This window comes from Planctopirus sp. SH287, from assembly GCF_056500625.1.
On the sequence record NZ_CM151403.1, the window covers coordinates 2,813,268 to 2,826,202 of the forward strand.

A 12,935-nucleotide genomic window follows, 5' to 3' on the forward strand; every position below is an offset into this window, starting at 1 on the left:
CAGAAGCCACTGCGTGGATTGTCACAAGACTCATAACAACATTCAGACCGTTTCAGTAAACGACTGATTTTTGAAGGAGCTTCCCATGCTCGTCATTCCAGGACAACCGGGTAAGGATGTTTGTGACTCCCACGTGGGACTTTCGCGCCGGGCGTTGCTCCGGGTGGGGGGAACGGGTCTGTTTGGGCTTTCTTTGGGGCAGATGCTCAACCTGAAAGCCCGTGCCAATGAAACCAATGCAGCAGCGGGGGGTGGCCCTGGTTGGAACAAAGCCAAAAGCATCATTCTCGTTTACCTTCAAGGCGGCCCCAGCCATCTGGATTTGTGGGATCCCAAGGAGAATGTTCCCGACAACGTGCGCAGCGCCTTCGCTCCGATTTCCACCAAGCTGCCGGGGATCAAGTTTACGGAAATTCTGCCGAAGCTGGCTCAGGTGAATGATAAGTTCACGCTCATTCGCTCAATGAGTTACACCCCGAATGGACTGTTTAACCATACCGCAGCCATCTATCAGATGATGACGGGTTACACGACCGATAAGGTCAGTCCGTCCGGGCAGTTAGAGCCTCCCTCACCCAAGGACTTTCCAAACTTTGGTTCTAATATCATTCGTCTGAAGCCACCTAAAGAGCAGATGTTGCCGTTTGTCATGCTCCCGCGTCCTTTGCAAGAGAGTAATGTTGTCGGCAAGGGCGGAACTGCTGGATTTCTTGGCAAGGCCTATGACCCTTACACGCTCTATCCCGATGGCGACGACATGGATATGGCAAAGATGGAACGGATCCGGATCGATGACCTTCAATTGCGTCCCGAAGTTTTTGCCACGCGATTAGAACGACGTGCCAAACTGCGCGATCAGATCAATTCCATGATGCCGCGAATCGATGAAGCCGTCGCTGATTATAAACTGGGTGAATACTATGATCAGGCTCTGGGGTTGGTGATCTCGGGGCGGGCGCGCGAGGCGTTTTCCATCTCCTCAGAAGATGATGCCACGCGCGATCTATACGGACGAAACACTTTTGGCCAGAGCCTGCTCTTGGCACGGCGTCTGGTTGAAGCGGGGACTCGTGTGGTGGAAGTTGTCTGGCCCAAGGTGGCTAATAGCGATAACCACTCCTGGGATCACCATGTCGGGTTGACTGATCGGATGAAAAAGCAGTCCGGCCCGATTTTTGACGCCGGTCTTTCGGGATTGATCACTGACCTCGATCAGCGAGGCTTGCTCAATGAGACGCTGGTCGTCGCTGTTGGTGAATTCGGTCGCAGTCCTCAAAAAGGTGTCAGCACATCTGGCAACGGCAATAGCGCTGACGGCCGGGATCATTGGCCCTATTGCTACACGGCTATGGTCGCTGGAGCGGGGATTACACCTGGTGCTGTCTATGGTGAGAGCGACAAAACAGCCTCGGCACCCAGCAAGTCCCCAGTTCATCCGGCAGAACTACTGGCCACGATCTATCACGCCTTTGGCATTCATCCCGAGACGATCGTTTATAATCACCTCAATCAGCCCAGAGAGCTGGTGAAAGCCGAAGCGATCACTTCACTCTTTGTCTGATTTCGTCATCAGCTCAAATCGTAAAAGACATTAACGCCCACCCCTGCCCGCTCGCCTTGAAGGTGAGGCCTTGAATCTGAAGTAAGGCATGCGGGAATGGCGGGTGGTTATCTGGCCTGTCGTTTCTTTCGGCCGTAGATGAAACTTTCAATGACGAGATTTCCCAGGTCGTTGGCATTGCAGTAAGCCGAGATGCCTCCGGTCACTTCAGCCATTCTCTGAACAAAATTGACCAATTCCAGATAGAAGTAGTCTTCGATCAGAGCGAAACTGGAAATGGTGATTCCCTCAGCGGCACAGCGTTTGGCTTCTGCCAGTGTGGCCAATGCGGTCTGTTCGCTGGGAGGATAAATGAGCAGCAGGTCGCGGCCTTCGACATGAGCCGTCGGTTCCCCATCGGTCACAACGAGGATCTGCCGATTTTTCGAAGGTTGTTTATGGAGAATTCTTCTGGCGAACTGCAGCCCGGCGTGAATATTGGTGAAATGCTGAGGAACGAACGCCGGTGGATTATCAAGGTTGATTTTCAGGCGAATGCGTGGGTCATACATGCTGACGGGTTTGGGGGCTGATGAAAACAGTTCTTTCGAGGTCAATGGGCTGGCGTAGGTATAAAAGCCCACAATCTGAAGAAAATCACCCTGATAACGGCCATTGATCAGGGATTGCAAGGCCATGGCCACCCGTTTGGCAGACCCATATTTTCCCATGCGAGTCATGCTGCCAGACATATCGACCAGCAGCACTGTGGCACAGTTGGTCTGGTATTGCTGGTCATAGAGAACCAGATCCTCCTCCTTAATAGAAACTCCGTGAGGATGGGCTTCTCCTTCACGAGCTTGCCGGGACATGGCCGCCCGCATGGTTTCGTGAAGATTGAGATTGGAAATCGAATCGCCAAACTCATAAGCCTTGGACTCATCCTGAAGCACTTCTCCCGGGCCTCGGAAGTCGACTTGATGCTTGCCGAGCGAATCCTTGCGGCGGACTTGGAAGAGTTCGTCCAGAGCACGGTTCTCGACGCGTTTGAGTCCCTTGGGGGTCACGTGAAATCGGCCTTCGCGATCCTTTTCCACTAACCCCTGCTGGATCAGCATGTCCACGACATCCGGTTGCTGTTCCTGCCAGTCCTGAAGGTTGTCAAGAACTTCGTCGCCATACTGCAACATGTACTCAGAGAGTTTGTCGAAGAGTTCGTCAGCCGACTGAGGGGAGAAACCCTCCTCTTCGTTAAACCGGGAATACTCAAAAAGCATGCTTTGAACTCCAGGGTTCCCCCACTGGAGGGAATTCTGTCGAAGTGAATGGCACCTCTATCTTAGGCGATTGTCTTTTCGGAAACAGGAAATTGCGAGATTCCGGAAATCACTCAACGAAGATGTGATTCGGGCTTCTCTGGAAGGATGTTTGTTGTAAACCACTTCTGTTAATTGCTCTACGAGATATTTTCAACAACTTTCAATTGAGCCGGCATGGCCCGGTTCCACTGGAAAATGGGTTTTAAGTGCTTTTTTGATCACACCGTGATAATCCGTACGATTTTGCGACGAACTTCATGGTTTTAAATCGGGTAAACTCATATGAGGCGGATCTGACGGAATCGTCTCAATCCGTGATCTACAAATCGCTTTCGTTGTTGCGAGTTTCCCAAAATCCTGTGAGGATAAAGGAACTGGCCTCGGTGTTGTCCATAAAAAGGCAGCATCGGAAAAAGAAGGCGAGTTGAAAATGCCGTTCCTGCAGCAGGCAAATATTGCAAGTTGCAGAGCGGTAAGAAGTTGTTGAAACTTCTGTTGATGTTTGTGCTGGATGGTTTTGTTTTTGAGATGCCAATTCTCAGGTGAGAGAGATGCCCGATATGAATTCCGACGACTCATCCAGGAAGCTGTTGGCAAGTGCCGCGAATTCCGAGGGTTCCCGCGGGAGCTTTGTTCGGAGCGGTTTTCGTCGCTGGACGCTCCCACTGGTGGCTGCGGCCCTGGGTTCTTCTGCAGTATCCGGATGGCTGGGTGACGTTGCCTCTGTTGCGCCAGTAGCCGTTGCTCAGGAAATGGAGGCCATGCCGGGCAAGCCGACAAAACCTGCCAGCAAAGGGGCGATGTCGCCCGCTGCCGGTGAAATGATGAATGACTCAGAAGAAATGTCTTCTGGCAAAATGTCAGCTGGCAAGAACTCTTCCGGGAAGAGTGGTCTCGATCAGAAACTGGATGATCAGCCGCGGACTGTCAGGCCGGTGGTGCGTCCCGGTGTACGAACCGCAGCCGCTGATCCCGTGGTGGCGTTTATCAATGAGTCGCTACGCCAAGGCTGGAAAGACAACGATGTCGAGCCATCACCGATGGCTGATGACCCGGAGTGGATTCGCCGGGTTTATCTGGACATTGTTGGTCGAATTCCTTCCGCTGAAGAAGTCCAGGACTTCACCAGCGATAAAAACAAAATGAAACGCACCGAGCTGATTGAAGCGTTGCTGGAAGATCCCGGCTACGTGCGTAACTTCACCACGATCTGGACGAATCTCTGTATTGGCCAGCGAACACCACGCCGGGTCAGTCGAACGGGGATGCAGAAGTTTTTCCGGGAAGGCTTTGCCAAAAACCGCCCCTGGAATGAAATGGTTTACGACATTGTCTCGGCTGAGGGGCATTTTGAAAAGAACGGAGCTGTTAACTTCACTCTGGCTCAGATGCAGGACAATGATGATGGCGTGCAGTTGACCGCGAAGTCGACGCGGCTGTTCATGGGGATGCAGGTGCAGTGCACCCAGTGTCATAATCACCCATTCAACGAATGGAAGCAGGATCAGTTCTGGCAGTTCAACAGCTTCTTCCGTCAGGTACGGAAGATGGATCATCAAAAGTTAGATCCCCGGACAGGCCGGCAGGTCGATGATTATTCAGAAGTTTTGTTTCGCGATTTCAACGGCCCGGTTTTCTTTGAAAAACGCAGTGGGCTGATGCAGGTGGCCTACCCGATTTATTTTGGGAAGGAAGTCGATGCCAGTGAAGGGGTTGATCGCCGCACTGAGCTTGCCAGGTTGATGACCAGCGGTGATCGGCCGTTGGTTGCCACCGCCTATGTCAACCGGATGTGGGGCCACTTCTTTGGTTATGGCTTCACCCGCCCAGTGGATGACATGGGGCCGCATAACCCCGCCTCAAACCCGGCATTGCTGGATCGCCTTTCAGAAGAATTTGTGAAATCGGGGTACGACTCCCGCCAGTTGATCCGCTGGCTGGCGAATTCTGACGCTTACAGCCTGACCAGTCGTGCAACCAAGAAGAACGAGCGAGACAACCCCGCTGCTGGCGAAACCCCTTTGTTTAGCCGCACTTACGTCAAGCCAATGCGAGCTGAGCAGCTCTACGACTCCTTGATTGTTGCGACCAGTGCCCACAAGACCGGTCGGGCAGGATGGGAGCAATCAGAAGATCAGCGACAAGAGTGGCTTCAACAGTTCGTGCAGACGTTTGGCACAGATGATAATGAAGAGTCCAGCGGGTTTGACGGGACAATTCCCCAGGCTCTGATGATGATGAACGGCCCGCTGACACGTGATGCAGTGGCTTTGAAGCCTGGTTCTCATTTGGCGGAAGTTCTTTCAGGGAAAGGGAATGAGAAGCAAAAGCTGAACGTGCTCTACCTTTCCGTGTTGAGCCGCATGCCTACGGGAGCGGAAGCCTCACGGTTCCAGAAATATGTCGCCACTTCGGGGGGGAACCTGATCTCTGTTTATCAGGACATGTTCTGGGCCTTGTTGAATTCCAACGAATTTATCTTCATTCACTAGAACATTTGATGAATTCGTGGCGTTAATCAATAGAGTTTCATCTGCACCTGCGGATGACTGATCAAAAGTGATTTCCTGATTGAATACCTGCGGCTGGTTGAGCCGACCTGAGTTGCCGGAGTCCTTGACAATGAGTCTGTTCAATCCCGAAGGTATGAGCCGCCGGCATTTCGTCCGGCACCTGGCAGCCACTGCTGCGACGATTCCGGCTCTTGATTTCATTTCCCATGTGCGGGCCAATGCCGCGGAACTGAAAAAGAACCAGAAGTCAGTCATTCTGATGTGGATGAGTGGTGGGCCACCCTCCATTGACATCTGGGACTTGAAGCCCGGCTCCAAGAATGGTGGCGAATTCAAGCCCATTTCCACCAAGGGCGATTTGCAGATCAGTGAGCATATGCCTAAGACGGCTCAGGTGATGAACCACTTGTCCGTTGTCCGTGCGATGAGTACCCGTGAGGCCGACCACGGTCGCGGTACTTATTTCATGCACACGGGGTATGTCCCCAATCCCACGGTTGTTCACCCCTCGTTCGGCTCGGTCGTGAGCTACGAATTGGGGACAAAGCGTCGTGAGCTGGAGATTCCCGCTTTTGTTTCCATCGGTGGTGGTCGTGAAGGAACCGGGCCAGGCTTCCTGGGCATGTCGAATGCTCCGTTTGTTGTCGGTGCGGATGGCGGGATTCGTAATGCTGATTTGGCAGGTGTCTCTGCCGCTCAGTTGAACCGTCGGCTGGACATGCTTGGCTCTGTTGAAGAGGGCTTCATCAATTCACAGCGTGGTGAATCGGGCCAGTCTCATAAGGAGGTCTACCAGAAGGCCGTCAACCTGATGACGTCCAAGCAGATGGAAGCCTTCAAGGTCTCTCAAGAATCCGCAGAAACGCTGGCTCGTTACAGCCCGACACCTAACGGTGGCATGGGCGGAATGGGTGGCATCAGCGGATTCGGACGCGGCCTGCTGATGGCTCGCCGTCTGGTGGAAGCAGGGGTGCCGTTTGTTGAAGTCGATTTTGGGGGCTGGGATCTCCACAACGACGTGTTCAACACACTCAAGAATCGGATGCTTCCTCAGCTTGATGCCGGGATCGCCGCCTTGACGACAGATCTCAAGGAACGCGGCATGCTCGACAACACAGTCATCGTCTGGATGGGAGAGTTTGGTCGAACACCTCGCATTAACCAGAACACCGGTCGTGATCATTGGGCAGCCAGCTGGTCGACGATGATTGGTGGTGGTGGGCTTAAGGGTGGTTTGGCCGTTGGCGAAACAGACAGTGACGGTATTGCAGTGACCAGTGGCAAGAGCTATCTCCCTGGAGATATCTGGGCCACAGCCGCTCATGCCCTTGGGATTCCTCTGGATACGGTTCACACATCCAAGCGTGGCCGGCCAATGAAAATCGCTAACGGGGGAACGCCGATCAAGGAATTGATTTCCTAGTGCATTGTCAAAGTATAAAATTCGGGTTCCTTCTGTTGTTAAGTCCGACAACGGAGGACGATGCGGCGACATCAACCCGAAGACAAAGCCGTGACACGGCAGTAGGTCAACTTTCCTCGGATTAGCGATAGAAACAGACGTTCTGCGGGGAGTTTGGTAATACCCAACTCCCCGTTTTCATCTCTATTGAGAATTGTTGCCGGTTCTGAAATCCCTTGATATCAATCAATGGTGTTTGAGGATCCGATCCCGTGGCAGCCGAGTGATATAGCGGCATGAACGAAGCAGTGACAAACAATTTGCAGTCAGAGATGCCTGAACCAGCGCCTGAGGGGCATGGTTTGGTGGGGTCTGCTTATCAGGCGGAGTTTGTCCAGCTTTTCACCAAGTCACAACGCCGACTCTATTTATATATCCTCACACAAGTGCCACATCCGGTCGAAGCGGAAGAAATTCTGCAAGAAGCGAATGTCATCGTCTGGAGTAAGGCGTCACAGTTTCAGCCCGGAACCAACTTTTTCGCCTGGGCTTGTCAGATTGCCCATTACGAAGTTTTGAAATACCGCAGTCGTCAGAAACGTGCCAAGCTCCGATTCAGTGATCAATTTATCGAGCAAGTGGCGATTGAAGCGGTCGAGCAGGCCGATGATCTGGAGTCCCGGCGGCTGGCCTTGAAGCAGTGCCTAGGGAAACTACGAGACAAAGATCGCGAATTGATTGAAACGCGATATGCACCGGGAGAACGAGGCAAGGATTTGGCTGATCATCTTGGTCGTCCTGCCAACTCGGTTTATCAATCCTTGGGACGAATTCGGCGAACACTCCTGGAGTGCATCCAGCGTCAATTGGCGATGGATTTGCGATCATGAAAACGTTGATAGACGAACTTTGGCCACTGCTGGAAGCACTTTGCGAAGACCGCATCAGTGACGAGGAAGCAGCACGTCTGGAAGCTTTGGTTCTCTCGTCACGAGACGCCCGGCGTCTCTATGTCCAATATCTAGATCTGCATGGTTCACTCTATTGGAATGCGGGCTTTGGAGCCAGAACCGATGATCTGCTGACAATCGCAGAAGCATCGCTCAGTTCTGGACAGATCGATTCAAACTCGCCTCGTTCAAACTTGCTCTGCGAGGATTTCGCCAGTGCGATATGCGATGAATTGGCGGTCTCAACGTCTTGTGAGCACAAGATGGAAGAGTCAGAAGCCGGGCTGATGCAGGAGCAATTTTCCGAGGCCGCGTCTGTTGATCTTCTGTTAAGCGAATTGACGTCAAGAACTGATTTACGGCAGCAAGTCCCCACCAGGCTGTCAGTCGTACGATCGGCGGATTCTTCATCAGGGCGTCGAAATTCTCGCAGGGCGAAGCGATCGTTGATCGGCTCTCGAGCCTTGGCAATATCTGCAACTGTTGCCGCGTCTGTGGTGGCTTTGCTGGGGCTGATGTTGTGGGCGAAGAGTGACCAACATCCTCAGTTGGCATCGCTCGCAGGTTTCCTCCGAGGTGTTCAAACCGAGCGACTTAACGAGCCATCACCCGGTAAGCAAACCCAGGAACAAATCCTGACTGTGGATGCTAAGGGAGCGGGGGCGCAAGTCCGCCGGGAAGAAGGAATATCTTCTGTTGGTGATCGTCGTCGTCAACGCCAGCCAGTGACATTACCGCTTTCCTCTCAAATTGATTCTCAGGTGGCCTCCATTAAGGAGGATCATCGTCCTTCGCCCGTGATGACAACGTCACCGAAATCTGATGAACATCAGGTGCTGGCCGATGAATCCGCTCGCGTGCGAGCCTTGGCGGAATCGGTCAGTGCTTTTGTCAAATCTCCTTCAAAACAACCGATCGTGATGGTTTACCCTGCCGGTGGGCTGACGTCATGGCAGGTCATCCAGCAGATCGATCACGAACTGACCAGCTCCTGGAAGAAGCAAAAGCTCACGCCAGCTCCGATTGCCAGCGATGTCATCTGGCATCGCCGGGTTTATCTGGATTTTCTGGGGCATATTCCGACTGCGGCTGAGACTGAAGCGTTTCTTTCAGATAAAGCCCCACGCAAGCGCGAACGTCTTGTTGATCGCTTGCTGGATGATCCCGGATTTTCACGGCATCTGGCGACTCTCTGGACGAACCTGCTGGTCGGTCGGGGCACGCTGGAAGAAGCTGACCGTGATGCACTCTATAAATATCTTTGCGTCAGTATTGCTGGAGATCGTCCCTGGAATCGAATCGTGGCTGAACTGGTCTCGGCCAAGGGGCGTTCTCATGAGAACGGCGCGACCAACTTTGTCCTGGCCCATCTCCATCATCAGGCCGTTCCCGTCACCACTCACACCGTCCGCCTGTTTTTAGGACAGCGGTGGGAAGGGGATGACACTGTCGCTTCTCCTGCAAGTGAGAACCGTCAGCAGAAGTTCCGGGAATTCAATAGTTTCTTTCGTCAGGCCATCTCTCAGCCGGTGCTGGTTCTTAATCCGTCAACCGGGAAGCAGGTTCAGATGGCCCATGAACTGATTGATCTTCCGATTGGTGGCCCGATCAACTTTGACCGACCTGATCAGTCCTCTTTGGCCGTGTATCCCTTGTTTGCCGGTGAGAAAATTGACGACTCAGGTTCAACCAATCGTCGGCAAGAACTCGCCCGGCTATTGGCTGAAGATCGTGACCATCAATTGGCCCGCGCCTTTGTGAATCGTGTGTGGGGTCAGTTTTTGACTCAAGGCTTTACGACACCTGTCGACGATATGGGGGCGCACAATCCTCCTTGCCACGCCGAGTTGCTGGAGTTGCTGACCGATAATTTTGTGAAAGAGGATTATCAGATCCGCGAATTAATTCGGTGGATTGCCAACTCAAAGCCCTATCAGCTATCGGCTGTGACCCCGGGCGAAGCACCTGACAGCGATTCACATGGAAGTCACCAGTTTCAGCAAATGCTTTCCAGGCCATTGTCTCTGGAACAGGTCTATGATTCGGTGCTTGTGATGGCGAGTCCCATTCCAGGACAACAGCAATTCTGGGATGATGCTTATCACCGCCGGCAAGCATGGCTGAGCCAGTTGAATGGGCCTGTTACGTCGGAAGACCACACAAAAACTGAGTTGTTTGATTCGGCGATCAATGAGTCGCTCTCAATGATGAATGGTGAGTTGACACGCGAGATTCTGGCAGCGAAGCCGGGCACATTACTCTCTGATGTGTTGCGCAAATACTCGAAAGAAGCAGATCGTGCCAACGCACTGACGATGGCGATTGTCTCTCGCCCTGCGACAGAACAAGAAGTGACGATGATTCACCGGGCCTTACAAAAACCTGCTGGCACCCCGCCTCTTTCTGCAAAAGAACAAGAACGCTTGACACTCGATGTCTGGCGAGATTTTGCCTGGGCCTTGATGAACTCCCGTGAGTTTCGGCTCATCCGCTAATGCCCATACAGGGATGTGCCTCAGCACCTTACCGTCTCGACTCTCCCCGCAGTCTTAAAGCCCCGCAATTTGTAAGGTGGCCCCTCTTAAACAACCGGTACAAACCTATTCTCCAAGCCACCAGGCCATTAGGGAGACTATGTACAATCGCTGTTAAGACTTGCAGAGAACACATCAGTCCATAATGATGTGTTTCCGAGTGACTGGAGCCTTCCGAAGACACGCACTGTTCAAGACGAAATTGCCCATGAAATCTCCTACCACGGTGTTGACTGGCCTGCGACTTGCCTTGCTGACGATGACTGTCAGTTTGTGCTGGAGCAGTGTCGGACTTGGTGCGGATCCTTTTGAGGGATTTCTGGAGAGACATTGCCTCCGTTGCCACGGCCCCGAGTTAGACGAGGGGGATGTCCGGATTGACACGTTCTCCCGTGATTTCAAATCAGGTGCCGACTCACATCATTGGGGGGAGGTTCTCGATCGGATCAATTCTGGCCAGATGCCGCCGAAGGATGAACCAAAGCCTGCTCAGGAAGAAATTGCGGCATTCGTCACACAACTTGACTCACGACTCAAAGAGGGACGAGCCGCGAGAATGGCCGCTCGAGCCGCGGTTTCACATTACCGTCTGAGCCGCAAAGAGTATCAGAATACGGTCTATGACCTGCTGGGCGTGCGTTACGATCCCGCAAAACCCGGAGAGTTGAACGAAGACACCTTGTGGCATGGATTTGAACGGATCGGGTCGCAGTTGACGCTTTCCCCATCGCATGTTGATCGCTACTACCACGCCGCTGAAGTCGTACTCGACCGTGCCATGCCCGCCTCTTCGAGTGAGGCTCGCAAGGTTCATCAAACTGCGGCTGACCTGCGTTACCGGGGTGGTAAGGCCCAACTGGAAGCACTGGAACGATTCGGTATCAAACGACCTCTGCGTTACCTGCTGTTCCCCGGTCGGGTCGAGACAGCGCTCTCGCCGCAATGGTTTGGGAAGACCGGTTCGGAACACAGCGGATTGTATAGAGTCCGTATTCAGGCCAGCGGGATTCGCCCGCCCGGTGGTCAACCGGCCCACCTCAGTATCGGCAAGTCGACTGGCGAAGAGACCGTCGCCGGGCTGATTGAATTTGACATCACAGCACCAGAAAACAAGCCCGCCATTTATGAATTTGAAGTCTTTCTGGAGATGCCGACCACGCTTCACTTTGCGGTTGTGGCCACTGATGTGGTTGATCGAAGGGCGGGGGCGGCGTTCCGAAATTCGCTCGCCAGCCCCAACTATATCTTTACCCACAGCAGCGAAACCCGGCTTCTGAACCCCAACGCTCCGCAGATGTTTGATGACAAAGGGAATGGCCTTTTTTCCACCGTGATCATCGATTGGATGGAATGGGAAGGCCCTCTCGTCACTGAGGAGGAAAAATCGCGGCGCAACGGTCTTGTCCCTCCTGAGGATGCCTCTCATGAAGTGGTTGCAGAATATCTGCAGCGCTTTGCCGAAAAGGCCTGGCGGCGGCCTGTCAAGCAGGAAGAACTGGCCGACTATCTGACCGCTTATCGCTCAGAACGCGAGGCTGGTGAAAAGACCGCAACGGCCTATCGCGTGGCGCTGGCTGGCGTGTTGACCTCCCGACATTTCATTTATCTCGTTGAAGGTGACCCCATCGCTCGCGAACGTCTGAATGAGGCAGAGCTGGCATCACGGCTCTCCTACTTCCTGTGGAGTTCGATGCCCGACAATCAACTTTTCGCACTGGCCCAAAAGGGAAAATTGCATGGCGATGACTTGGTAAAGGAAGTTGACCGACTTCTGGCTGATCACAAAACCAGCCGCTTTATCGACGACTTCGCAAGGCAGTGGCTCCAATTACACCGCCTGGGAATGTTCCCGCCCGACAAGAAGCTCTATCCGACCTACGACGCCTGGCTTGAGACGAGTCTACGTGCTGAGCCTGTCGAGTTTTTCCGCGAATTGTTCTCGAAGAACCTCCCCATTGACAGTTTGATCGATTCCGATTGGACGATGGCCAATGTCCGGTTGTGCAATTTCTATGGTTTGCCAGAACCGAAGACCGACGGCTTCCAACGTGTCGCGGTCAAGCCTGAAGACCATCGCGGTGGATTATTAACGATGGGGGCAGTGCTGGGACTGACTTCCGATGGGACGCGCCACCGGCCTGTTCATCGGGGGGTGTGGGTGAGTGAAACGATCTTCGGTAAAACTCCGCCCCCTCCGCCGGCCAATGTGGACCCGATTGAACCCAATCCACCGGGGAGTCCGAAAGCGACCATTCGCCAGAAGATCGAAGCTCATCGCAACAATCCAAGCTGTGCGGCTTGCCATGCGAAAATCGACCATTTCGGAATTGCCTGGGACAATTATGATGCCATTGGGCAATGGCGCACCCGTGAGATAGTCGCCAAAGGGACGGGCGAAGATCCACTCATTGATGCCTCCGGCGTGATGCCAGACGGGCGATCATTCCAGAATTCCAGCCACTTCAAACAACTCCTTCTCGAAGACCGCGACCAGATCGCACGAGCTTTTATCGAGCACCTTTGCACCTATGCCCTCCGCCGTGTGCTCACGATTGATGATCAGGATGACATCAAGCTGATCGAGGCCGAAGCCAGGAAGAACCAGTACCGCGTCAAGGACATCGTCCGTGCCGTGGCTCTGTCAGACCTGATCCGCAAGCGATAATTACTTCAACTC

At 53.4% G+C, this 12,935-nt stretch carries 7 protein-coding genes; 6 read left to right on the forward strand and 1 reads right to left on the reverse strand.

What is annotated here, in order from left to right:
• Window positions 1-85 precede the first annotated feature (85 nt).
• The gene (locus tag SH287x_RS10375; protein WP_479514237.1) at window positions 86-1,561 is read left to right on the forward strand and encodes a DUF1501 domain-containing protein; all 1,476 of its coding nucleotides are present in this window, start codon (window positions 86-88) and stop codon (window positions 1,559-1,561) included.
• 107 nt (window positions 1,562-1,668) lie between these two features.
• Here SH287x_RS10375 and SH287x_RS10380 read toward each other — a convergent pair whose 3' ends face one another.
• Window positions 1,669-2,817, reverse strand: a complete 1,149-nt coding sequence (locus tag SH287x_RS10380; RefSeq protein WP_479514238.1) for a VWA domain-containing protein — start codon at window positions 2,815-2,817, stop codon at window positions 1,669-1,671.
• 593 nt (window positions 2,818-3,410) lie between these two features.
• Here SH287x_RS10380 and SH287x_RS10385 point away from each other — a divergent pair.
• The 5 genes from SH287x_RS10385 to SH287x_RS10405 all read left to right on the forward strand — a co-directional run bounded on the left by SH287x_RS10385 (window position 3,411) and on the right by SH287x_RS10405 (window position 12,923).
• Window positions 3,411-5,351, forward strand: coding sequence for a DUF1549 and DUF1553 domain-containing protein (locus tag SH287x_RS10385; protein ID WP_479514239.1), 1,941 nt, complete (start codon window positions 3,411-3,413; stop codon window positions 5,349-5,351).
• Between the two features lie 130 nt (window positions 5,352-5,481).
• On the forward strand, window positions 5,482-6,795 hold the full coding sequence (locus SH287x_RS10390; RefSeq protein ID WP_479514240.1) for a DUF1501 domain-containing protein: 1,314 nt from the start codon (window positions 5,482-5,484) through the stop codon (window positions 6,793-6,795).
• Window positions 6,796-7,070: 275 nt separating this feature from the next.
• Window positions 7,071-7,664: a sigma-70 family RNA polymerase sigma factor gene (locus tag SH287x_RS10395; RefSeq protein ID WP_479514241.1), complete on the forward strand. Its 594-nt coding sequence runs from the start codon at window positions 7,071-7,073 to the stop codon at window positions 7,662-7,664.
• Entirely contained in the window at window positions 7,661-10,219 is a 2,559-nt protein-coding gene (locus tag SH287x_RS10400) for a DUF1553 domain-containing protein (RefSeq protein ID WP_479514242.1), read from the forward strand. Before SH287x_RS10395 ends, SH287x_RS10400 begins: the two co-directional genes overlap by 4 nt.
• 247 nt (window positions 10,220-10,466) lie before the next feature.
• Window positions 10,467-12,923 carry a DUF1592 domain-containing protein gene (locus tag SH287x_RS10405; protein ID WP_479514243.1) on the forward strand — a complete coding sequence of 819 codons (2,457 nt, stop codon included), beginning with the start codon at window positions 10,467-10,469 and terminating at the stop codon, window positions 12,921-12,923.
• The last annotated feature ends 12 nt before the right edge of the window (window positions 12,924-12,935 follow it).

Coding starts and splice junctions, on each gene's coding strand:
- SH287x_RS10375 (WP_479514237.1), top strand. CDS start 86: ATGCTCGTCATTCCAGGACAACCGGGTAAGGATGTTTGTGACTCCCAC.
- SH287x_RS10380 (WP_479514238.1), bottom strand. CDS start 2,817: ATGCTTTTTGAGTATTCCCGGTTTAACGAAGAGGAGGGTTTCTCCCCT.
- SH287x_RS10385 (WP_479514239.1), top strand. CDS start 3,411: ATGCCCGATATGAATTCCGACGACTCATCCAGGAAGCTGTTGGCAAGT.
- SH287x_RS10390 (WP_479514240.1), top strand. CDS start 5,482: ATGAGTCTGTTCAATCCCGAAGGTATGAGCCGCCGGCATTTCGTCCGG.
- SH287x_RS10395 (WP_479514241.1), top strand. CDS start 7,071: ATGAACGAAGCAGTGACAAACAATTTGCAGTCAGAGATGCCTGAACCA.
- SH287x_RS10400 (WP_479514242.1), top strand. CDS start 7,661: ATGAAAACGTTGATAGACGAACTTTGGCCACTGCTGGAAGCACTTTGC.
- SH287x_RS10405 (WP_479514243.1), top strand. CDS start 10,467: ATGAAATCTCCTACCACGGTGTTGACTGGCCTGCGACTTGCCTTGCTG.